The sequence below is a fragment of the Niabella drilacis genome, assembly GCF_900101395.1.
Lineage (GTDB): Bacteria > Bacteroidota > Bacteroidia > Chitinophagales > Chitinophagaceae > Niabella > Niabella drilacis.
Genome location: NZ_FMZO01000002.1, coordinates 362,786 through 383,656, shown reverse-complemented (window position 1 = coordinate 383,656; position 20,871 = coordinate 362,786). Strand labels below are relative to the sequence as shown.

24 protein-coding genes and 1 pseudogene are annotated in these 20,871 nt (G+C 46.1%); 13 read left to right on the top strand and 12 right to left on the bottom strand.

Annotation, left to right across the window (positions count from 1 at the left end):
• Positions 1-121 precede the first annotated feature (121 nt).
• Complete coding sequence (locus BLS44_RS05015; RefSeq protein WP_090388939.1) at positions 122-322, top strand: hypothetical protein; 201 nt, start codon at positions 122-124, stop codon at positions 320-322.
• A 512-nt stretch (positions 323-834) separates the two neighbouring features.
• Here BLS44_RS05015 and BLS44_RS05010 read toward each other — a convergent pair.
• From BLS44_RS05010 to BLS44_RS04985, 7 genes and pseudogenes are all read right to left on the bottom strand, one after another.
• Positions 835-1,380 (bottom strand): RNA 2'-phosphotransferase, encoded by a 546-nt coding sequence (locus BLS44_RS05010; RefSeq protein WP_090388938.1) that lies wholly within the window; start codon positions 1,378-1,380, stop codon positions 835-837.
• Between the two features lie 39 nt (positions 1,381-1,419).
• Entirely contained in the window at positions 1,420-2,049 is a 630-nt protein-coding gene (locus BLS44_RS05005) for a DUF4240 domain-containing protein (RefSeq protein WP_090389176.1), read from the bottom strand.
• Positions 2,050-2,517: 468 nt separating this feature from the next.
• Positions 2,518-2,823 (bottom strand): annotated as a pseudogene (locus BLS44_RS27105) (VOC family protein); the annotation flags it as partial.
• An 18-nt stretch (positions 2,824-2,841) separates the two neighbouring features.
• Entirely contained in the window at positions 2,842-2,994 is a 153-nt protein-coding gene (locus BLS44_RS26770; protein ID WP_218127692.1) for a hypothetical protein, read from the bottom strand.
• Positions 2,995-3,013: 19 nt separating this feature from the next.
• Positions 3,014-3,736, bottom strand: a complete 723-nt coding sequence (locus tag BLS44_RS04995; protein ID WP_090388937.1) for a hypothetical protein — start codon at positions 3,734-3,736, stop codon at positions 3,014-3,016.
• Between the two features lie 137 nt (positions 3,737-3,873).
• The gene (locus BLS44_RS04990) at positions 3,874-4,086 is read right to left on the bottom strand and encodes a hypothetical protein (protein ID WP_090388936.1); all 213 of its coding nucleotides are present in this window, start codon (positions 4,084-4,086) and stop codon (positions 3,874-3,876) included.
• An 18-nt stretch (positions 4,087-4,104) separates the two neighbouring features.
• Positions 4,105-5,010, bottom strand: coding sequence for a pentapeptide repeat-containing protein (locus BLS44_RS04985; RefSeq protein ID WP_218127691.1), 906 nt, complete (start codon positions 5,008-5,010; stop codon positions 4,105-4,107).
• A 628-nt stretch (positions 5,011-5,638) separates the two neighbouring features.
• On the opposite strand from BLS44_RS04985, the gene BLS44_RS04980 reads away from it, so the two are divergent.
• From BLS44_RS04980 to BLS44_RS04970, 3 genes are all read left to right on the top strand, one after another.
• The gene (locus BLS44_RS04980) at positions 5,639-8,278 is read left to right on the top strand and encodes a valine--tRNA ligase (protein WP_090388935.1); all 2,640 of its coding nucleotides are present in this window, start codon (positions 5,639-5,641) and stop codon (positions 8,276-8,278) included.
• Positions 8,279-8,554: 276 nt separating this feature from the next.
• Entirely contained in the window at positions 8,555-9,067 is a 513-nt protein-coding gene (locus tag BLS44_RS04975; RefSeq protein ID WP_090388934.1) for an outer membrane beta-barrel protein, read from the top strand.
• A gap of 127 nt (positions 9,068-9,194) precedes the next feature.
• The gene (locus BLS44_RS04970) at positions 9,195-9,743 is read left to right on the top strand and encodes a hypothetical protein (RefSeq protein ID WP_143019660.1); all 549 of its coding nucleotides are present in this window, start codon (positions 9,195-9,197) and stop codon (positions 9,741-9,743) included.
• Between the two features lie 500 nt (positions 9,744-10,243).
• Here BLS44_RS04970 and ftsY read toward each other — a convergent pair whose 3' ends face one another.
• From ftsY to rpmB, 4 genes are all read right to left on the bottom strand, one after another.
• Positions 10,244-11,206, bottom strand: coding sequence for a signal recognition particle-docking protein FtsY (ftsY, locus tag BLS44_RS04965; protein WP_090388932.1), 963 nt, complete (start codon positions 11,204-11,206; stop codon positions 10,244-10,246).
• A 153-nt stretch (positions 11,207-11,359) separates the two neighbouring features.
• Positions 11,360-11,533: a DUF4295 domain-containing protein gene (locus BLS44_RS04960; protein ID WP_090388931.1), complete on the bottom strand. Its 174-nt coding sequence runs from the start codon at positions 11,531-11,533 to the stop codon at positions 11,360-11,362.
• A gap of 88 nt (positions 11,534-11,621) precedes the next feature.
• Positions 11,622-11,810, bottom strand: coding sequence for a 50S ribosomal protein L33 (rpmG, locus tag BLS44_RS04955; RefSeq protein WP_090388930.1), 189 nt, complete (start codon positions 11,808-11,810; stop codon positions 11,622-11,624).
• A 25-nt stretch (positions 11,811-11,835) separates the two neighbouring features.
• The gene (gene rpmB, locus BLS44_RS04950) at positions 11,836-12,072 is read right to left on the bottom strand and encodes a 50S ribosomal protein L28 (protein WP_090389174.1); all 237 of its coding nucleotides are present in this window, start codon (positions 12,070-12,072) and stop codon (positions 11,836-11,838) included.
• 531 nt (positions 12,073-12,603) lie between these two features.
• Here rpmB and lpdA point away from each other — a divergent pair.
• From lpdA to BLS44_RS04930, 3 genes are all read left to right on the top strand, one after another.
• Positions 12,604-14,007 carry a dihydrolipoyl dehydrogenase gene (gene lpdA, locus BLS44_RS04940; protein WP_090388928.1) on the top strand — a complete coding sequence of 468 codons (1,404 nt, stop codon included), beginning with the start codon at positions 12,604-12,606 and terminating at the stop codon, positions 14,005-14,007.
• A gap of 83 nt (positions 14,008-14,090) precedes the next feature.
• A complete protein-coding gene (locus tag BLS44_RS04935) occupies positions 14,091-14,384 on the top strand; it encodes a DUF433 domain-containing protein (protein WP_218127690.1) in 294 nt (97 codons plus the stop codon).
• Positions 14,381-14,731, top strand: a complete 351-nt coding sequence (locus BLS44_RS04930; RefSeq protein ID WP_090388927.1) for a DUF5615 family PIN-like protein — start codon at positions 14,381-14,383, stop codon at positions 14,729-14,731. Before BLS44_RS04935 ends, BLS44_RS04930 begins: the two co-directional genes overlap by 4 nt.
• A gap of 96 nt (positions 14,732-14,827) precedes the next feature.
• Here BLS44_RS04930 and BLS44_RS04925 read toward each other — a convergent pair whose 3' ends face one another.
• A complete protein-coding gene (locus tag BLS44_RS04925) occupies positions 14,828-15,406 on the bottom strand; it encodes a hypothetical protein (RefSeq protein ID WP_090388926.1) in 579 nt (192 codons plus the stop codon).
• 261 nt (positions 15,407-15,667) lie between these two features.
• On the opposite strand from BLS44_RS04925, the gene BLS44_RS04920 reads away from it, so the two are divergent.
• The 6 genes from BLS44_RS04920 to BLS44_RS04895 all read left to right on the top strand — a co-directional run bounded on the left by BLS44_RS04920 (position 15,668) and on the right by BLS44_RS04895 (position 20,781).
• Positions 15,668-17,056 carry a dicarboxylate/amino acid:cation symporter gene (locus BLS44_RS04920; protein ID WP_317039700.1) on the top strand — a complete coding sequence of 463 codons (1,389 nt, stop codon included), beginning with the start codon at positions 15,668-15,670 and terminating at the stop codon, positions 17,054-17,056.
• Positions 17,057-17,156: 100 nt separating this feature from the next.
• Positions 17,157-17,438, top strand: coding sequence for a hypothetical protein (locus BLS44_RS04915; protein WP_143019659.1), 282 nt, complete (start codon positions 17,157-17,159; stop codon positions 17,436-17,438).
• 84 nt (positions 17,439-17,522) lie between these two features.
• Complete coding sequence (locus BLS44_RS04910) at positions 17,523-17,840, top strand: hypothetical protein (protein WP_090388924.1); 318 nt, start codon at positions 17,523-17,525, stop codon at positions 17,838-17,840.
• Between the two features lie 14 nt (positions 17,841-17,854).
• On the top strand, positions 17,855-18,772 hold the full coding sequence (locus tag BLS44_RS04905; protein WP_090388923.1) for a hypothetical protein: 918 nt from the start codon (positions 17,855-17,857) through the stop codon (positions 18,770-18,772).
• A 9-nt stretch (positions 18,773-18,781) separates the two neighbouring features.
• A complete protein-coding gene (locus BLS44_RS04900) occupies positions 18,782-19,462 on the top strand; it encodes a response regulator transcription factor (RefSeq protein ID WP_090388922.1) in 681 nt (226 codons plus the stop codon).
• A complete protein-coding gene (locus BLS44_RS04895) occupies positions 19,459-20,781 on the top strand; it encodes a sensor histidine kinase (protein WP_090388921.1) in 1,323 nt (440 codons plus the stop codon). The genes BLS44_RS04900 and BLS44_RS04895 overlap by 4 nt, the downstream gene beginning before the upstream one ends.
• Positions 20,782-20,871 lie beyond the last annotated feature (90 nt).

Below are 20,871 nucleotides of genomic sequence, written 5' to 3'. Positions count from 1 at the left end.
GGTTCCGCTGATAACCGCTGATTTTTCTGTGTGAATCCGTGAGCAATTAAAACAAAGTACATCATCCACCTTTTCTTACAGATCTGCGTAGATAAGTTCGCAGATAACCGCTGATGTTCCTATGAACATCTGTGTAATCCACGAGGAATACACCAAAGAAATGGTTATTGCTTCGCAAGGGCATTCGTCCGCCGCACAGCGAAAGATAAAAGCAAGTGGAATGGCGATTATGACGCCGATGAGCATGCTTCAAAAACAAGACAGAGGGAAGGCGTTCAACCAGGCCTGCAACACAGATTGTATCGGTTCCGCCCAACCATAAATATTCAAACTTTCCAAATTTTTATCGGGCGGAATTCGCCTTGTGGCGGACTTGTTCCGATCGCCATCCCATGTGCGTCAAGTTAAAAGGAGGTCTATTGCCTTACAATGTAGCACGAATACGAGTTTGGGGCCAAAAAAGACCCGATTTTTTGATAGCAAAAGGCGCAGCGCGCCGCGAATCATTGTAACAGGAACGCTCAGAAACTTGCTGTAAGCCGCAGCGCGGCGGGAATCTTTTGGGAGGCGGTGTATATTACCGGTGCGCCGCACCTCCATACATTCCTGTGTTCGGTGCTAATAAATGCAACGCTGCGCTGCAGCTTTCGTATTAGCAAAATAAACTTAACACACATGCGACGCATCGGGATTGCTCCACTTTTGCATCATTGCCGAAAGGATCCGTTCTGTTCTTTTATTGCAAATAAGCCATCAGCGCCATGTGCATAACCAGGGCCTGCTGATTAAGTGCGACTGGTGCTTTAATTTTATTTTCCAGCTTTTGCAATGATGCTACAGTTCCAGGTACTTTGCCGGAACATGCTCCGTTAACCAAACGCCATTATCCGAAAGATAAAATACAAATTCATCCGTATACATTTGCCCGGCAGCTACTTTCAACACAACGGGCTTGCCATGCCGTTGCCCTACTTTAATAGCTGTTTCCATATCGCTGCTCAGGTGCACGTGCTGCCTGTTGCGTTTTTCAAGCCCCGTACTCAGAATGGAAGGAATGGATTGCTTACCCGTACCATGATACAATATTTCCGGTGGTTTTTGATGGCTATAGCCCAGATCAACGGTTATAGAATGCCCCTGGCTTGCCCTTATTTTGTTCATGGCGTCGTTAAAAGCAAGCCGCTTTTTGGAATTGGTTGTTACAACTTCTTTTAGTAGCTCCCTATCAAAAAACATCCCGTAAATACCCGCCTTTTCAATTAATACCTCAACGTCTGCCCAGCCGTTTTCATCCAGCTGAATACCGATGGTTTCCGGTTTATGCCGCAACACCAGGCTCAGGAATTTGCTAACCGTTAAAAGTTGCTTTTCATCGCTCATTGTTCATTGTATTATATGCGATCACCTTCATATTTATCATCAGTTATGCTCAAATTTTTCAAAAAGCCGGGGGCAGATCTTCTTCATACTTTCCGGATCCTCCTCTTTCCATGTAAATTTGAACTGCGGATAATTTCCCTCTTTGGTAGTGAAATGATCGTTATCGATATAATCATATAAATTTTCCCCTGTTTTTTGCCTGAACGCTTCAAGCGCCACATACCAAAAGCTTTCAAATTCATAGTATTCAACATCCTCACGAACCTGGGTAATCAGATTGTCCGGGTTTTGTTTCGCCTTAAGATAGGTATCCTTTCCTCTCGAAATAACCCAGTTTCTAAAATACTCAAACCCGTCATCGGAGCATCCCCCGTTCATAATATAGCCGGCACACCACATTTCAGCGTTATAGGTATCGTAAAGCAGTTTATCCGTTCGCAGGCGAAACCCAATCATTTGCTTTGGCGTTAATTTGCTGATCTCTTTTATCAGGAATTGTTCCTGCTGCTCCTGATTATTTGTGTTTTTTAGTGATTTGTCTATAATGGACCAGTACAGATCCTCATCCAGCATCTCTGCCGTTTTTACCAATTGTGTTGAATCAAAAGATACTATTTGCTGCGCTTGCGCTTCAATTGCGTTTTTGTCTCCCAATGATTGATCTTTCATATTTGTATTATCAGCATTTGCACAACCAGATAGTAGCAAGGGCAGGAATAGGATAACGCTCCGTATAAAATTGCTAAAAGACCGTTTTTTAACGGCACTCTTATTTACAGAGCATTTGAAGGTTGTAGGATTAGCTTTGTTCATATTCGGCAGCTGTTTTTTATTGCGCATTGTTCTTCAATTATTTGGTTACCCCGTATACACAGAATGCGCTAAAATAAGTGTTTTTTACAAAAGGAGAAATTCCGTAGCCGGCAAGTGGTTGTATCGTGCAGCCTGATGCCCACCTACGCAATTTATCATCCCCTGTCCGGCGTTCCGGCTTCCCGTTGCCGCGGAAACACACAAAAAAAACGCTCTATTTAATGTCTCTTTAAAATCTGTTCTGTGCCAGTCTGTGTAAGCAGTGAGCACAGCAGCGCAGGCGCTCTAATATGGATCCGTTGCTTTCCTTATTCATTTCAAGGATTATCCCGCCGGCTCCCACAACTCAATTTTGTTGCCTTCTATATCAAGGATGTGTACAAACTTTCCGTAGTCGTAGGTTTCGATCGCATCCAGCACTGTTACCCCTTCCTTTTTTAATGCTGCTACCAGCGCCTCCAGGTCCTCCACCCGGTAGTTGATCATAAACTCCTTGGCAGAGGGTTCAAAATACTTAGTTTTCTCGGGAAAAGGGCTCCAGAGCGTATACCCCTTTTTCGTAGAATCCGGTTCCTGCAGCCACTCAAATTTTACTCCGTAGGGATCTGTATCAAACCCGAGATGGGTTTGGTACCATTGTTTGACCTTTTACGGGTCTTTGCATTTAAAAAAAATGCCGCCGATGCCTGTTACGCGTTTCATGTTGATGGATTTTTTATTAGATGTTGTAATAACGGAATTGAAGGCAAAGCCCAGGCTGAACGATATCGTCAATACCAGGAATAACCATGTTTTTTTCATTGCTGCTCGTTTAAATCTGTTAAAGACGCTTCCAGTAAGTTTGCTTAATAAAGCCCTTATAGGCAACCCCCACTGCTATATCCCCATACCCCCGGCCCAAACTGCTATGTATCTTTTTAAAATCCGACAATCCATAACCATACCGGGCAAAAACGGAAAAGAACTGAAAGTTTTTGAGCCGGAAGTATTTGTTAAGCGATGTACCCAGCGTTAATCCCCTTGTTTTATCGATATGATAATGCTGGTCCAGTTCCTCTTCATTAATGACCACAAAACAGTTTGACGTAAGTGCGATATAAGGCTCCAGGGAAATATTGTGTTTAAAATTGATGGAGTAACTGAGATCGTAGTCGATCTTATTGGGATTAAGCGTTGCATCTTTTGTTAAGACTACCCCGTTAAACGCCAGCTCCAGCCGGGGCCCTACGGTTGCCGGCTTAAATTTTATACCAAGGTTAAAATCACCATAAGCAATGGCCAATCCAAGCAATGGCCCGTTATGATTGCCCAGCCAATTCCGGGTTTGAGGGTTGTAGCTGTAATGGTTAAAACCCAGCTCTACCCGCAACCCCAGTTTAGAAACCTTCGTACATTCAAAGGCTTTGTACAACCGGCCGCTCATTTTTGGATTGCGGGGTACCATAACTGTATCTGAACTGCAAACAGGGTTTCGCTCATAGTTTTGTGCCCCAGCCCGGGCCGATGTAGTAATAAAAGCAGCAATAAGTAAAAACCGTTTCATTCTCTATGGTTATTTGGCAACCTTATGCCGCATGCGCATTCGTTTGGTTACGGCCCCGGGGGTCGCCTTACTAAGATACTTCATTTTGATAATAGCAAAAATGCGAACCGGTTAAACAACCTATTGCGCGGCCAACTTTAGCAGGCCAGTTCCTCACAATCAAAGCCAGCCTCCCGCAATAACCTGATTACGGAAGGCGCTATTTCCATTGCACTTTCTACCCGTAAAATCTTATCGCAATCATCAAGATCAAAATTCCAGTTTAAAGACGGCAACAGGTCATTTAAAACAGGCTGCAACCGCAGCACATCTTTCCGACGTTGAACTGATGTTTTAAATACATAGATCATCTTGCTGTTTTATCAGGTTTATGATGCCAGCAGGGTAATACCCTTCAGGTCCGCCTTCCCGTTCTTTAAAAATTCATAGGTCATCCGGTCTGCCCGGCAATTTACAAAGCGGATCTTCTTTAAGCTCCTCCCTTTAAAAAAGGTATTGATCAGGGTTGCATCCTGGAAAGTAACCCGTGAAAAGGCACAGTTTTCAAAATAACAATCATCAATGATCCCATCAAAAATAATATCAGCAAGGTAGGTTTCAATAAATGAGGTATGCCTCCAGCCCGCATTTACTATGGTGCTTTTCTCGAGGCCTCCGGATTTAATTGTTGCACCCGAAAAATCAGCACCCGAAAAGTCGCAACCCAGTATATAGCTCCCGGAGAACTCGGCTTCTTTCAAAGAACAGCTTGTAAACTGGTTGTTGGCCAGGTGCGAATGCTGGATACGGCTGCCATTGATATTTGAACCCGAAAAATCGCAATGACGAATATGATTGCTTTTCAGCAGCAGGGCCGACAGATCCGAACCGATGAATTTGCAGCGCTGCATATTGGAGGAACTGAATTTTTCATGCAGGTTTTCCAGGCCTGAAAAATCAGCATCTGACCAGTTACCCCGTGACATGTCCCAATTGCGTTTCTTTTGCTTTTTTCCAGGTTCGCCCGCCCGGGGAACCAGGAATCCGGCAGTTGCCGGCTCTTCGGGTTCTGTGTCCGTATTCATGGATGAGAACTGCTCTGAAAAATAGTTAAGGTCCACCCCTAAAATAACCGCAAGGCGATTCATAGTAATAATATCCGGTACCGATTCTCCGCGCTCCCACTTGCCTACCGCCTGCGGGCTGATGAACAACTGTTCGGCTAGCTGCGCCTGGGAGATATTTATTTTCTTTCTTGCTGTGACTATTTTACCGCCCATGATCTTCGTGTCCATAATTATTCTTGTTTTATTTTTCAACACCACAAAGTTGGCTGCATTCTGCCTCCGTTTCCAAAAAAAAGCCGCTACTTAGGGTAGTAACAACGCTACTTAGGGTTGTTTTTGGCAACGGATGGTGGTTTATATAAAAAAATCGGCCTTCACTGGTTCCACCGCCCTATCACCCGAGGTTTCCCGCCGGTTGGCGGGGATTGTTTACGCGGATCAGTGCGGATGCTCTGTGCCAATCTGTTTAATCGGTGAGCCACCAAGACAAAAACTCCATTCCCGGTTAGCCTGATAGTTCCCCGCACACCTTCGCTGATTAGTTACGCAAATGAGCGCGGATTTCTGTGCCAATCCGTGTAATCGGTGAGCCCTTTTTCTCTCATTGATGCCACAGAGGTACACAGAAAAGACCAGCTCATTCAGCTTTTATACCGCTCCCTTTGCAATTACATTCTACCTCAATCTGCATGACCTGGGATAACCTCACGCACCCGGGCTCATTCCCCCGATCCACACAGGCAGCTCTGCCGGCCGCTAGCACCTGCCGTCTGTGTTTTTCTGTGTAATCTGTGGCTATGGTTTTCCGCATCCAACATTTATTTCGATGCAAAAAATGCAGTAAATTTGCCGCCTTATGGAATTAACAAAGAATTTTGAGCCAGCAGCTATTGAGACCCGGTGGACCGGGCATTGGAAGGAAAAAGGGTATTTTAACAGCACCCCGGATGAACGCCCGGCCTATACCGTGGTCATTCCGCCTCCTAATGTTACCGGTGTGTTGCATATGGGACACACGCTCAATGAAACCGTGCAGGACATTTTGGTGCGCCGTGCCCGCATGAGCGGCTTTAATGCCTGCTGGGTACCCGGCAGCGACCACGCGTCCATTGCCACGGAGGCCAAAGTAGTGCAGATGCTGAAGGAGGAAAAAGGCATTGATAAAAACAGCCTCTCCCGCGAAGAATTCCTCAAATATGCCTTTGAATGGAAAGAAAAATACGGTGGCATCATCTATAACCAGATCGAGCGCCTGGGATGCAGCGTAGACTGGAACCGGGTGAACTTTACCATGGATAACCACTATTACAAAGCCGTTATAAAGGTTTTTGTAGACCTGTATAATAAAGGACTGATCTACCGCGGGGCCCGCATGATCAACTGGGACCCGGCGGCTAAGACCGCCCTCAGCGATGAGGAAGTGGAATACCGCGAGGTACAGAGCAAATTGTATTATGTACAGTACAAGCTGGACGGACAGGATGGCTTTATTACCATTGCCACCACCCGCCCGGAAACCATCCTGGGCGATACGGCCATTTGCGTAAACCCCAATGATGCACGTTACCAGCACCTGAAAGGCGCCTATGCACTGGTACCTCTGCTCAACCGCCGCATCCCCGTTATTTTTGATGATTATGTGGATATGGAGTTTGGTACCGGGGCATTAAAGATTACCCCGGCACATGATATCAACGACTACAACCTGGGATTGAAACATAACCTGGAAGTGATTGACACGCTGAACGAAGACGGTACCCTCAGCGCAGCGGCACAATTGTACGTGGGTGAAGACCGTTTTACCGTACGGAAAAAGATTGTGACAGACCTGGAACAGGCGGGTAACCTGGTGAAGACGGAGGATATTGTGAATAAGAACGGTTTCTCCCAGCGCAGCAATGCCGTGGTAGAGCCCCGCATCTCCACCCAGTGGTTTGTAAAAATGAAGGAGCTGGCCGATCCGGCTTTAAAAGCGGTGGTAGACGGTAACATCAAAATACATCCCGGAGACCGTTTCCTCGCCACCTACAAATACTGGCTGGAGAACGTAAAGGACTGGTGTATCAGCCGCCAGTTGTGGTGGGGCCAGCAGATACCGGCCTGGTATGATGAGGAAGGAAATTGTTATGTAGCGGAAAATGAGGAAGACGCGAAACGCTTAATGCTGAAAGCAAAAGGCGGATCAAGCGTTCAGCATTCAGCATTCGGCCTTCGGCAGGATGAGGATGTACTCGACACCTGGTTCTCCTCCTGGCTCTGGCCCAGTGAGGTATTCCATGGTATTACCAACCCCGGCAATGCCGATATCCGGTACTACTACCCCACTTCTGTACTGGTAACCGGGCAGGATATTATTTTCTTCTGGGTGGCACGTATGGTAATGGCCGGACTGGAATATGAAAAAGAAATTCCGTTTAAAGATGTTTATTTTACCGGTATGGTGCGCGATAAGCAGGGACGTAAGATGAGTAAGTCACTTGGTAACTCTCCTGATTTGCTAAACCTGATTGACACCTATGGAGCCGATGCCGTTCGTTTTGGCATCATGATCTCCGCCCCCGCGGGTAACGACCTGTTGTTTGATGAAAGCTCGCTGGAACAGGGCCGGAATTTTAATAATAAGATCTGGAACGCGCTGAAGCTGGTACGTATGTGGGAAAACAATCCCAACGGCGTTGTTCTTGACGACAGTAGCGGGCCCGACTTTGCTTCTGCCTGGATGCAAAATCGTATTGAACAGGCTAAGGCCGAAATAGAAACCCTTTTCAAAGAGTTTCGCCTTAGTGAAGGATTGAAGACCCTGTATTCATTGATCTGGGACGATTTCTGCTCCTGGTACCTGGAATGGCAGAAGCCCGGACACGGCGCGCCTACCAGCAGCACCAAGCTGCAGGCCACGATTGATTTTTTTGAAGAGCTGCTACAATTGCTGCATCCTTATATGCCGTTTATCACCGAAGATATCTATCACCTCCTGCGTGAGCAAAGCGATGATCTTTCCGTAAAACAATATGCGGCCACACAAGCTACAAACAGTAACATACTGGCGCAGGGCGAGCTGTTGAAGCAGACCATCACCGCCATCCGCGATGCGCGCATAAAGAACAATATTAAGAGTAAGGAACCGGTAAAACTGTTTGTACAAACAGCACAGCCGGATAGCTACACCAGTCTGGCATCGATCCTGGAACGTCAGGCCAATGTGGAAGCGGTTTCGATCACTACAGAAGCCGTTGACAAATGCATCAACGTGCTGGTGGGTAAGGACAAGCTGTTCATTCTTCCGGCAACAGAGCTGGATACCAGTATCCAGAAAGAACAACTGGAAAAAGACCTGGCGTACCTGCAGGGCTTCCTGGCATCAGTGGAAAAGAAACTCGGGAACGAGCGTTTTGTACAAAATGCCAAACCGGAAGTAGTGGAGATCGAGCGCCGGAAGAAAGCCGATGCAGAAGAAAAGATAAAAGCGATCGAAGAAAGTCTGGCGACCTTGTAAGAGTTCCGGCTTCGCGAATACCGGGCTCCAGACCGGTTCAATCCTATTAGAGGTGTATCAAAAATCTTGATACACCTCTTTTGTTTGCCATATACTTAAACCCGCTATTCATATAGCCTTCAGAAAAAATAAAATCCAGCCTGCTATTAAGGATATTCCAGAAATAGAGCTCCTAAAATTGTCTCAAAATCACGCAGGCAGGAGCTGTAGCGGCAAAAAAGGTACAATAATTGCGACCCGGTTGAAGTACTCCATTGTTCACTAAACCCTCGCCCCATGAACAAATTTCGTTTCCTGCTGCTCCTGTTACTGATTTCCGGTAGTTCCCTTCAATTATCGGCACAATGGAAAGGCTTTAGTCTTGGTCCTTATGGGGAATACGCCGTTCCGCAGGGTGAATTTAGCGAAAACTTCAACTGGGGTGTAGGTGTGGGAGGTAATGCCGATATCCGCCTGATCAAAAAGCTGGCTCTTACTGGCTCCGTAGGTTATATGTATTTCCGGGGGGCAGACCGTACCGACGATGCGGGAAATCCCTATCGCGTATATGACCTGAAGGCCGTGCCCATCCGCGCAGGGTTGAAATACCGTTTAATACCGCTCTTATATGTAAAGCTGGAAGCCGGCAGCGCCAAATACAGCGGCAACCATTACGATGGCTCCGCCTTTATCCTGTCGCCCGGTGTTGGCTTACGGGTGTTGGGATTTGATCTTCAGGCCAAATACGAAGCCTGGATGAAAGATGGTACCAAAGGATTTGTAGGATTTAAGGCAGGTTGGAATTTCTGAGGTATCCTCTTCCCGCGTGCATAAGTCATAAAAAACAGTAAATTCAGACCTGAAACGATACCTACGCGCTTCTGCAGACATTTTTATGGTAAAGAATAACAGCTATCCGCTAATCGCTCTGGTACTTATGATTCTTGCAGGGTTATATGCCTGTACCGGCAACCCTGCAAAAAAGAGCATGCTACAGGGGCCTCAATACCCCGGGGATAGTACGAGCACTCAGCTAAAAAATGTCCGGCAATACAATAGCATTGTTTTTAAGAACAAGGCTATAACGCATTGCTCCACTACCAGGCCCAACTGCCTGTCAGACCTTGAATTCATAACCGATGCGCTGAAATTGATCAATCCCACCTACAAGACAACACAACTGGAAGCAACCATTTATCAGGGTACAGCCTTATTCAATAACGCCGGACATGATTCAACAAGGATTACCTGCTACCGGATTAAAACAGAGAATATGGCAGCATTGCAGCAGCTCATTACCCGTTTAGATACAGCGGGCCAGGGCTATGTACGAAAGATGGCGAAAACAGAAGCGCCCATTACCTGTTACTTTACAACGACTCCAAGTCAAATATTACTGATTACCCACATCGGCATTCCGGAATTGCAAAAGCTGAAGAACCAACCACTGGTGACTGCGGTAAAAGAACAGATTGGCAGCCGCTAAAGTGCTCAGAACTTAACTGCTCACTGATTTCCCCGATTTACACAGAAACACTTTGGTATAATACATTTTCTGGGAACATCTGTGTAATCTGTAAGCACCAATAAAAGCGATCATGATCAGATGAAATCCCGCAGTTTCTCATACAAGGTTTTTGTAACACTTTATGCCTTTCGGTTTCCAAGGTTTCAGATACTACGACTCACTGATTTCCCCGATTTACACAGAATACTTTGGTGCTATACACTTTCTGTGAACATCTGTGTAATCTGTAAACACCAATAAAAGTGATCATGATCAGATGAAATCCCGCAGTTTCTCATACAAGGTTTTTGTAACACTTTATGCCTTTCAGTTTCCCAGGTTTCAGATACTACTAAAGTTTCGGATTCTGCTCACTGATTTCCCCGATTTACACAGAAACACTTTGGTATAATACACTTTCTGTGAATATCTGTGTAATCTGTGAACACCAATAGAAGCCCATTTTGCAGCTATAGCCCTTACTTATCAAGACTGAACAAACTATCTACAAACTCGTGCTTATCAAACACCAGCAGGTCTTCCATCTTTTCACCCACCCCAATAAATTTCACCGGTATCTTAAATTGATCGGCAATCGCCAGCACCACGCCGCCTTTTGCCGTTCCATCCAGCTTGGTTATAGCCAGCGCGGTTACGTCGGTAGCAGCTGTAAAATGTTTCGCCTGTTCCAGTGCATTTTGTCCGGTAGAACCATCCAGCACCAGCAATACCTCCTGCGGAGCCGAGGGTATAAATTTCTGGATCACCCGTTTGATCTTGTGCAACTCATCCATCAGGTGCGCCTTGTTATGCAAACGGCCGGCGGTATCAATAATTACCACATCGCTGCCCCTGCTCACCGCGCTTTGAGCGGTATCAAAAGCCACGGCTGCGGGATCGCTGCCCATTCCCTGCTTCACGATCGGCACTCCCACTCGTTCACTCCAGATGGTCAGCTGGTCTACCGCCGCTGCCCGGAAGGTATCCGCAGCCCCCAGCAATACATTCTTGCCAGCCTTTTTAAAATTATAAGCCAGTTTGCCAATGGTGGTGGTTTTGCCCACACCATTTACACCCACTACCAGGATAATATACGGTTTGGCAGGCAGTTCGCTTTCAAAGGTATAGCTGGCACCCGAAGGCGCGTCTACCAGCACGCCCTCGATCTCCTCCTGCAGGATCCGGTTCAGTTCGCCGGTGCCCATGTATTTATCCTTAGCCACCCGCTTTTCCACCCTTTCAATAATACGCACAGTGGTTTCAATACCCACATCTGCGCCTACCAGTGCCTCTTCCAGGCTATCCAGCACCTCTTCATCCACGGTGCTTTTCCCGGCAATGGCCTTACCTATTTTTGAAAGAAAGCCTTCCTTGGTTTTTTGTAATCCCTGGTCTAGTGACTCCTTTTCCTTCTTTCCAAATAATTTTCCAAAAAAACTCATGATTGAAACGTTTATCGCTTGCGGTTTATAGTTTAAAGTTGTTTCTTCAGCAAAGATGCAACATCAAATATAAAACGTCAAACATCAAACAAAAAACAAAAGCCATCCGTTTTAAAAACGAACAGCTTTTAATATTATAATGAAAGCAGGAACTTATTTCTGAGCTAAAAAATCTTTAACTTTCTCTTTGTGCACGATCTGCTCCTTAAAGGTATAGGCACCTGTTTTGGGGCTACGGATCGCACGGATCACCTTCGTCCAGTTTTTAGACTCTGCTGCTGCTTTAGCATCTTTTACCTTCGAGTTCTTTGAAGCTGCTTTTGCCATTTTATATTAATTTGAGAATTTGACAATTTGAAGATCTGAAAATAAATGCACCACATTTCAAATTGGTACACTTTCAAATTTCCAAATTTTATTTAATTTCTTTGTGAACGGTTACTTTCTTCAGAATAGGGTTGTATTTCTTCAACTCTAAACGTTCAGGGTTGTTCTTTTTATTTTTTACGGTAATATACCGACTGGTTCCGGGCCGGCCGCTGGTCTTATGCTCAGTGCATTCCAGAATTACCTGTACCCTGTTTCCTTTTGCTTTCTTCGCCATTGTATAATGCTTTAAACTGCTTTAGTTAGATTTTTTCGCCTCTCGCACGCAATTCTTTCACTACAGCATACAGACCATTTTTGTTGATGGTGCGCAGGGCATCTGTAGATAACTTCAACGAGATCCATTTGTCTTCCTCTACCAGGTAAAATTTCTTCTTTTGCAAATTAGGCAAAAAACGGCGTTTTGTCTTAATATTGGAGTGAGAAACCTTGTGGCCTCCAATTGGGGTTTTACCTGTAACCTGACATACTCTTGCCATAATGAATAAAAATTTAGGAGTGCAAAGGTAAGTATTTCCTGCGGCATTCAGTAACAAAAAGCCAATTATTTTTTAAAAAACTTATATCAAAGCCTTGGAACGGCTTTTTGCACCCTCTTCCGGGTTACCAACTGCCGCCGCAAAGGTAACATCTGTTATCAAAAAGAGCAACTGCAATTGTTTATAAAACTGGGATTCACACAGTTATGCATCATTTTTAGCGTGCTGCATAGATCATCCTTCCAACCGGAAGCCAGGCATGCGCCGCGCCGCACTGCACTGTCGCATTTATGCTCCCGCACAATCCAAAAACGTCCTGCTTACCCGGTACCCGGGGTTTTACAGGAAACCCTTCTCCGAAAAAACCCGGCCCGCCGTTCCCGCAACAAGATGGCTCCTTAATTGTTGTGTTTGTGGCAATTGACTTACAAAAACGATTGCGTATTTGGTTGAAACGGCATTTTGTCCGTTACCGTAATTCAACTAAATTCGCACTCTCACTGATCTTTTAATTTTTTAAATAATACATTTATGGCATACGACGTAATAGTTGTAGGTAGTGGCCCGGGCGGATATGTAGCCGCTATACGCGCTTCCCAACTGGGTTTAAAAACCGCAATTATTGAAAAAGAAAGCCTGGGGGGGATCTGCCTGAACTGGGGATGTATCCCTACCAAAGCCTTACTAAAAAGCGCACAGGTTTTTAATGATATTCAGCATGCACAGGAATATGGCATCGAAGCCTCCGGTACCCCAAATTTTGAAGCCATTGTAAAACGCAGCCGCGGTGTGGCCGATAAAATGAGCAAGGGCGTGCAGTTCCTGATGAAAAAAAATAAAATTGATGTGATCATGGGCTTTGGCACTTTAAAAGCCAAGGGTCAGGTTGAGGTAAAGGGTGCAGACGGAAAAACGACCCTGGTGGAAGGTAAATACATCATCCTGGCTACCGGTGGCCGGAGCCGCGAATTGCCCGCCCTGAAACAGGATGGCAAAAAGATCATCGGTTACCGCGAGGCGATGGTACTGCCCCAGCAACCTAAAAGCATTATTGTGGTAGGAAGCGGCGCCATCGGCGTGGAATTCGGCTATTTCTATAACAGCCTGGGCACAAAAGTGACCATCGTTGAATTTTTACCGCGCATCGTTCCGGTAGAAGATGAGGATATCTCCAAAGAGCTGGAAAAGAACCTGAAAAAGCAGGGCATCACGGTGATGACCAGTGCCGAGGTTACTTCTGTAGATACCTCGGGCAACGGTGTAAAAGCAAAAGTAAAAACGGCAACCGGCGAAGCGATCCTTGAAGCAGATGTGCTGCTGAGCGCTGTAGGTGTGGCTGCCAATATCGAAGGCATCGGACTGGAAACCCTGGGTGTAAAGACGGATAAAGGAAAGATCGTTGTAGACAAATACTACAAAACCAATGTAGAGGGTGTGTATGCCATTGGCGACTGCGTTCCCGGTCAGGCATTGGCGCATGTGGCCTCAAAAGAGGGCATCATCTGTGTAGAGAACATTGCCTTTGGAGAAAAGAAATACAACCACCAGCCGGAAGCCCTGGATTACGGCAACGTTCCGGGTTGTACCTATTGCTATCCCGAAGTAGCCAGCGTAGGCTTTACCGAAAAACAAGCCAAAGATGCCGGTTATGAAGTAAAAGTGGGCAAGTTTCCGTTAAGCGCCAGCGGAAAAGCCAGCGCCGCGGGTCATACCGAAGGTTTTGTAAAAGTGATCTTTGATGCCAAATACGGCGAATGGCTGGGTACCCACATGATCGGCTACAATGTAACCGAGATCATCGTGGAAACCGTTGTAGGCCGCAAGCTGGAAACCACCTACCATGAAGTACTGAACAGCATTCACCCGCACCCCACCATCAGTGAAAGCGTAAAAGACGCTATTGAGGTGGCCTATGGGGAAGCCATTCACTTATAATATTAAAAGATGGGTTTTATGGTCCCGCCCGCTGGCGGGACTTTTTTTATGGGCCGGGCTGCGGTGCAATGCTACGCTGGCCAATGAACAGCCAGTTTGATAATTACTGGGAAGATTGTAACTTTGAAGAACAAACAATAATCGCGATGGACATCTCTTCCTACATAGAAATCCGCCCTGAAATTATGATGGGCAAGCCCGTGATCAAAGGCACCCGCATTACTGTAGAGATGATTCTTGAATCACTTGGCGCAGGCGAATCAGTCGACAATCTTCTTGAATCTTATCCAAGACTGACCAAAGAAGCGATCTCTGCTGCGTTATTTTTTGCAGTTGAAGCATTGAAGACCGAACGCATCTATCCTATTGCGGTATGAAATTCTTAGCTGACGAAGGCGTTGACAGAAGTATCGTAAACTGCCTCCGCAGTTTGAATTTTGATGTATATTATGTCATCGATGAAATACGATCGCTTGATGACGAAACATTGCTGCAAATTGCTGTAGAGGAAGAAAGAATCCTTATTACAAGAGACAAGGACTTTGGCGAGTTAGTATTCCGGCTCAACCAGGTGCACTGCGGTGTTGTCCTATTAAGACTGGAAGGCTGTACAACGCAGGAGCGGGCAAATATAGTATGCTCATTAACAGAAAAACACCAGCATCAATTACCTAATGCTTTTACGGTTATACAAAAAGAGGCGATCCGTATCCGAAAGGTTTAAAATGAGTTTTTTGTCATTTTTATACCCCATCCGCTACAAAAAAAAGCAGGCAAAACCTGCCTGCTTATCCAGTTCACCAATCTAAAAAAAATCAAACTATCTGCCTAAACCAATATTGTAGGCCACCCCTACCCCAATGCTTCCTGCATTGTACTTTTGGGTAGCATTACCAATATTGATCTTCCCGTCATCCCCGGTAAATACCTTGGTGTAATGCGCAAACACATTCCAGTTGCGGTTATGCCATCCTAATTCGGGTTTCAGATAAAACCCGCCATCCGGACGGTTTACATTGCTGTTGCTGGCCACTTTTTCATCGCCGGTAATAAATCCATATCCCAGGTCGGTACCTACATAAATACCCTTTGCCTGTGGATAATAGCGCACCAACGCAGCCACGGGCGCTACTCCGAAACTATTGTTTTGAAGCGTTGTGCCGCCCAGGTCATTGTCTTTACCAAAAAAGTGATTATAACCGGTAGCAATACCCAGGCCCACATGCGGCGTAACCAGGTTCTGATACGATACGTCTACACCCAGGTTTGCCGCAGCATTTTCATTGGGCACTGCTGCGCCTACCATTACACCCACTTTAAGGGTATTCTTCATACTTTGCGCCTGTACAAAACTGATGGATAAGATACCCATCGCTGCTGCTAAAACTACCTTTTTCATAACTATAAGATTTAATCTACATAAATAACAATAAAGCCTCCTGCAGGTTTTCAAAAGAAATGGATCCGGATCAAGTTTTACTGCAGGGCATGTATAGCTATAAGAAAAAACAATACCAACTTTTTATACATACGTATGGCAGTATATTTCTTACTGGTAATTGCAGACTACATGCATCTGTAAATCAAAAGCAACCTGCCGTTGCCCGCTGTTGTAAAGTTTAACCTCCTTTTAGGGCAACCGGCCATAACAATCATTTGTATGCCCTTAAAAATCACCGCATCCCATTTTAAATTTATTTATCTTGTTGGGCAAAAACGAATGATTGTTGCGGATCTTGACCAGCAAAAGCCAGTGAAAAAAAAGAAATGGTACCAGGTGCTCTATTTCCAGGTGATCGTTGCCATCATCATTGGTATTACATTGGGCCATTTTTTCCCAGACACCGGAAAAAAATTAAAGCCCCTGGGTGATGGCTTTATCATGCTCATAAAAATGATCATTGCCCCGGTTATCTTTCTTACCGTAAGCACGGGTATTGCCGGCATGAACGATCTTAAAAAAGTAGGCCGGGTTGCCGGAAAAGCCTTTATCTACTTCCTCACATTTTCAACACTGGCGCTCATCGTAGGATTGATCGTAAGCAATACCGTTCGTCCGGGAGCCGGTATGAATATTGATCACCGTACACTTGATGCCAGCAGCATTGCCAAATACGTATCACAGGCAAAAGACCAAACCCTGGAACATTTTATCTTTGACATCATTCCACAAACCCTCATGAGCCCGCTTTCGGGCAATAACATACTACAGGTATTATTTGCTGCTATTTTGTTTGGCGTGGGGCTGGCATTAACTGCGGAGAAAAGCAAGGTGGTAACCGATTTTTTAAAAGCCGTAACCTATCCCGTTTTTAAGGTAGTAGAAATTTTAATGAAGCTGGCGCCCATCGGAGCTTTGGGAGCCATGGCCTTTACCATCGGTCAGTACGGCATCCGGTCCGTTATGAACCTGGGACTACTGGTTGCCACATTTTACCTTACCTCTGCTTTATTTGTGATCCTGGTGCTGGGAGCCGTAGCCCGATATAACGGCTTCTCCATCTTTAAATTCATACGTTATATCAAAGATGAGCTGTTACTGGTACTGGGCACCAGCTCATCGGAAGCAGCCCTGCCCACACTTATGCAAAAACTGGAAAAAGCCGGCTGCGCTAAACCCGTGGTAGGGCTGGTGATCCCCACTGGTTATTCTTTTAACCTGGATGGCACCAATATTTATATGACCCTCGCAGCCTTGTTTATTGCACAGGCCTGCAATATTCCCCTTACCTGGGAACACCAGGTACTGTTATTGCTGGTCGCCATGCTGAGTTCTAAAGGAGCCGCCGGTGTATCCGGCGCCGGGTTTATAACCCTGGCGGCCACGCTGGCGATTGTACCGGAAGTACCCATCGCCGGTATGACGCTGATCCTGGGCATCGACCGGTTTATGTCGGAATGCCGCGCCCTCACCAACCTTATCGGCAATGGGGTAGCAACCGTGGTAGTAGCCAACTGGGAAAAACAACTGGATAAAGAGCAGTTGCATACAGCACTGAACCCTATGAACACCACCGGTTTTCAGCCGCCCCCGCCCACAGACCTGTAACCCGGGTTTTCGCTGTCCGCCGGGCTTCATCAAATTTTCATAATTGGCCTCTATGTTTGTAACGCAACGCAAGCAGCTGTTGTTCATTAAACAGAGGAAAATGAAAATGAGCCTGGCAATACTGATCCTGCTTCTGACAGCACAATCATTAACGGCACAATCAGGAAAAGTTCATATTCCGGCTAAATCGTTAAAACCGATAAAGCCGGCAGCCTTTCATCATGGATCGGTAGTACGCATGGCAGCGCATACCACGCATGATGGGCGGGTTATCAGCAGCGTAGCATCTTCTAAATCCAATGGGAAAAAGAAGTACCACAAGATTCATTACAAAAGAAAATATTCAGTTGCTCCTAAAAAAGCAACAACATTTGTACCCTAAGATAGCGGGAACAAACAGCCCGATTTCTTTTTAATCAGTACCTTTATATCAGATAGCTTAATTGCTATCTGATATTTTTCTATTATGAAACCCTTTTTTCTTTATCTATTTCTACTGGGAGGTATACTGCCCGTCTTTGCCCGTACAGGAGCGGTCCCCGGCAATAGAACAGAAAAAAGAGCGATCATCATAACAGATACCATTCCACTGCAAAAACAGGATGTTCCGGTTGAAAAAAAAGAGCCACCCGGCCAGCAGAATGTGGCTAAAGGAAAACCCATCAAGGAAGTTCCCAGGGCAAAGAACCAGGCAAAACCCAAAATGGTAACAGCTCCGAAGGTCAAAATGAGGCCCGTGAAGATCATTAAACCAAAAATTAACGGAAAAGGATTAGGCCGATAAAAAGAAACGATACTGTGAAAAAAATATTTATTGCTTTACTATGCTGTACAGGAGCAGGAGCGCTGTTTGCCCAGGATACCACTAAAGTTGGCACGCCGCAGCAGCCCGCCGATACGGCAAAGGAGAAAACAACATTAACGGTTGCCGCGCTCTATGGTTCGGGGATCGACTATTATGGCCAGACCACGGATCAGCGGCTGCCCTACCTGGCGCTCAATGCAACGGTGAGGATCCCCCTCGGGCTTTATCTTTCGGCAACGGGCTTTCATCTATTCGCAGACAGCCTGTTGTTATCCGCTTCGGCCCTGAGCCTGGGATATGGGTTCAATATCACGCCAAAATTATCCGGCGATCTGAGCTTTACCCATAGCTTCTATCCCTCAAAATCTCCCTTCCTGCAGGCTTCCAGTCCCAATATGGCAAGCGGATCACTGGCCTATGATCATTTTCTGAAAACGGCCCTGGAGGCAGATGTGGCTTTTGGTGAGCAGTCCGATTATTTTACCACACTGTCCAATTCCAAATCATTTGACTTCAATCTGTCCGGGGGAAGCGCCATCCTCAGTTTTACGCCGGAGCTGGCCCTTACAGCAGGCACGCAGCAATATTACGAAACCTACCTGACAGAAAAGGAAAACCCGGGCAAGGGAAAAGGAAACGGAAATAGCAATGGAAACGGAAATGGAAATGGAAACGGAAATGGGAACGGAAACGGAAATGGGAACAACAATCCACCCGGCCAAACAACCGAAACCACCATCGATTATCGAAAATACGGGCTGCTCTCTTATAATCTTAAGTTGCCGGTATCCTATAACCGTGCCTCTTACCTTATAGAAGCAGCACTGAAATTATCGCTGCTGGGCAGCAATACCCCTAATAAAGGCAGCACCAACGCTTTTTTTACCTTAAGTGCCTATTACCAGTTTTAAAATAGTTACATGCGTGTACTGATCGTAGAAGACGAACAATCCCTGGCAACGGAAATTGAAGCCGCCCTTCAAAAGAACCATTTTCTTTGCGAAACGGCGCATACGGCAAAAGAAGCATTGGACCGGACGGATACCGGCAGCTTTGATTTTATTTTGCTGGACATAGGCCTGCCCGATAAAGATGGATTCTGGCTCCTGAAAGAGATCCGGAAAGACCACGCCGATACAGCCATCATCATGCTTACGGCACGCGGGGCAGTAGAGGACCGCATCCTCGGACTGGATATGGGCGCGGATGATTACCTCGCAAAGCCCTTCTCCCTGCTGGAGCTGCAATCCAGGATGCAGGCTATTATCCGCCGGAAATTCAAACTCAACGACAGCACCGTGGAACTGGGGGCCTTCACCATTCACCTTAAAAACCGGACCATCCACCACGGGGCTTCAGCAATAACCTTATCCCGGAAAGAGTTCGACCTGCTGAACTACCTGTTGCTTCATAAAAACCGTCCCCTTTCCCGGATGCAGCTCAGCGATCATCTGTGGGGTGATAATGCCGACGATGAATATGATTCCAATTATATTGATGTGCATATTAAGAACATCCGTAAAAAGCTGAATGCTTATGCCGATACCGACTGGCTGGAAACGGTAAGAGGGATCGGCTACAAAATAAAAACCGAAGCATGAGACTGCATACCAAACTTACTTTATTTACCGTAGCGGCCACCATCGCCGTTCTCGGGCTTTTTGTATGGCAGCTTCCCAGGCTTATGCAGAAGATCGCTTCGGATAATACCAACAAGAACCTTCACCAGCAGCGTGAAAAAGTATTGAAAGCCATCGGGCAAAATGGCATCGGTTATTATTTCCAGGGCGACTCGGCCTATGGCAGCTACTCAATGCTCAAAGACGAATATATTTCATTGGAACCTTATACCGAAACAGCCGATCTGACAAAATTGCAAACGGCACAACGTATTATCGATGGCGATACCATCAACTATCGCATATTGATCGATACCTTCGCTGTAAACCATCAGGCCTATCTCCTGGAGATCGGTAAAAAGATCACCTCCATCCAGGAAGACAGTGTAGCCCTGCAAAGAGCGACCATCGGAGTATTGGTCGTGCTCACGCTCATTATGGCATTTATCCAGCTCTTTTACACCCGGTACCTCCTCCAGCCCCTGGGGCGCATCATCCGCACCCGGCTGATCAAAACAAAATTCCCGTTCAGGGAGCCACACCGCCCGCTGGTTACCTCCACCTATGATTTTAAATACCTCGATCAATCCATTTCCCAGCTGATGCAGCAGGTGAACCATGCCTTTGAAAAAGAAAAGGAATTCACCTCCAATGCTTCGCACGAACTGATGACGCCGATCAGCATTATGCAAAGCAAGATCGAGAACATGATGACTGATCCGGAGCTCCCGGCCAACGCCATACCAAAACTGGAAGACACCATGCGGATCATGAAACGGCTCAAAAAGATCGTGAACGCGCTGCTGCTCATCTCCCGTATAGAAAATGAACAGTACGACCGCAACGATATTGTAGCCGTAAAACCGATGATCCGCGAGGTACTGGAAGAACTGCAGCACCGGGCCGATGAAAAAGCGCTGACCGTGGAAGAAAGCCTTACCAACGAAACGATCCTTTACCACGTTAACAAGGACCTCCTCTTTCAACTGTTTTACAACCTCATTCACAACGCCATCCGGTATAACCGGCCCAACGGCCGCATCACGATCAGCGACCGGCATGCAAACGGCGATTATTATCTGTATATTGAAGATACCGGCATCGGTATAGAGGAATCGCAACATGAACGGATCTTTGATCGCTTTAAAAAAAACACTGCGCAACGGGAAGGTTTTGGCCTGGGTCTTTCCATTGTTAAATCCATTGCCGATTACCAGCGCATCAGCATCACCGTGGACTCGGAAAAAGAACGGGGTTCACGATTTGAGCTGCATTTTTCAGCTTCCCACCTTGCACAATAAAACAACGACCGTTTTCATACCGGCACATATCCGCTTTTATGAGCAGCAGTAAATCAGCGTCATAGACGTTATGCATAAAAAGGATATGAC

What these genes read in the sequence shown, in the direction of transcription:
- BLS44_RS05015 (WP_090388939.1), top strand. Translation starts at nt 122, where the DNA reads ATGAACATCTGTGTAATCCACGAGGAATACACCAAAGAAATGGTTATT.
- BLS44_RS05010 (WP_090388938.1), bottom strand. Translation starts at nt 1,380, where the DNA reads ATGAGCGATGAAAAGCAACTTTTAACGGTTAGCAAATTCCTGAGCCTG.
- BLS44_RS05005 (WP_090389176.1), bottom strand. Translation starts at nt 2,049, where the DNA reads ATGAAAGATCAATCATTGGGAGACAAAAACGCAATTGAAGCGCAAGCG.
- BLS44_RS26770 (WP_218127692.1), bottom strand. Translation starts at nt 2,994, where the DNA reads ATGAAAAAAACATGGTTATTCCTGGTATTGACGATATCGTTCAGCCTG.
- BLS44_RS04995 (WP_090388937.1), bottom strand. Translation starts at nt 3,736, where the DNA reads ATGAAACGGTTTTTACTTATTGCTGCTTTTATTACTACATCGGCCCGG.
- BLS44_RS04990 (WP_090388936.1), bottom strand. Translation starts at nt 4,086, where the DNA reads ATGATCTATGTATTTAAAACATCAGTTCAACGTCGGAAAGATGTGCTG.
- BLS44_RS04985 (WP_218127691.1), bottom strand. Translation starts at nt 5,010, where the DNA reads ATGGACACGAAGATCATGGGCGGTAAAATAGTCACAGCAAGAAAGAAA.
- BLS44_RS04980 (WP_090388935.1), top strand. Translation starts at nt 5,639, where the DNA reads ATGGAATTAACAAAGAATTTTGAGCCAGCAGCTATTGAGACCCGGTGG.
- BLS44_RS04975 (WP_090388934.1), top strand. Translation starts at nt 8,555, where the DNA reads ATGAACAAATTTCGTTTCCTGCTGCTCCTGTTACTGATTTCCGGTAGT.
- BLS44_RS04970 (WP_143019660.1), top strand. Translation starts at nt 9,195, where the DNA reads ATGATTCTTGCAGGGTTATATGCCTGTACCGGCAACCCTGCAAAAAAG.
- ftsY (WP_090388932.1), bottom strand. Translation starts at nt 11,206, where the DNA reads ATGAGTTTTTTTGGAAAATTATTTGGAAAGAAGGAAAAGGAGTCACTA.
- BLS44_RS04960 (WP_090388931.1), bottom strand. Translation starts at nt 11,533, where the DNA reads ATGGCAAAAGCAGCTTCAAAGAACTCGAAGGTAAAAGATGCTAAAGCA.
- rpmG (WP_090388930.1), bottom strand. Translation starts at nt 11,810, where the DNA reads ATGGCGAAGAAAGCAAAAGGAAACAGGGTACAGGTAATTCTGGAATGC.
- rpmB (WP_090389174.1), bottom strand. Translation starts at nt 12,072, where the DNA reads ATGGCAAGAGTATGTCAGGTTACAGGTAAAACCCCAATTGGAGGCCAC.
- lpdA (WP_090388928.1), top strand. Translation starts at nt 12,604, where the DNA reads ATGGCATACGACGTAATAGTTGTAGGTAGTGGCCCGGGCGGATATGTA.
- BLS44_RS04935 (WP_218127690.1), top strand. Translation starts at nt 14,091, where the DNA reads ATGAACAGCCAGTTTGATAATTACTGGGAAGATTGTAACTTTGAAGAA.
- BLS44_RS04930 (WP_090388927.1), top strand. Translation starts at nt 14,381, where the DNA reads ATGAAATTCTTAGCTGACGAAGGCGTTGACAGAAGTATCGTAAACTGC.
- BLS44_RS04925 (WP_090388926.1), bottom strand. Translation starts at nt 15,406, where the DNA reads ATGAAAAAGGTAGTTTTAGCAGCAGCGATGGGTATCTTATCCATCAGT.
- BLS44_RS04920 (WP_317039700.1), top strand. Translation starts at nt 15,668, where the DNA reads ATGCCCTTAAAAATCACCGCATCCCATTTTAAATTTATTTATCTTGTT.
- BLS44_RS04915 (WP_143019659.1), top strand. Translation starts at nt 17,157, where the DNA reads ATGAAAATGAGCCTGGCAATACTGATCCTGCTTCTGACAGCACAATCA.
- BLS44_RS04910 (WP_090388924.1), top strand. Translation starts at nt 17,523, where the DNA reads ATGAAACCCTTTTTTCTTTATCTATTTCTACTGGGAGGTATACTGCCC.
- BLS44_RS04900 (WP_090388922.1), top strand. Translation starts at nt 18,782, where the DNA reads ATGCGTGTACTGATCGTAGAAGACGAACAATCCCTGGCAACGGAAATT.
- BLS44_RS04895 (WP_090388921.1), top strand. Translation starts at nt 19,459, where the DNA reads ATGAGACTGCATACCAAACTTACTTTATTTACCGTAGCGGCCACCATC.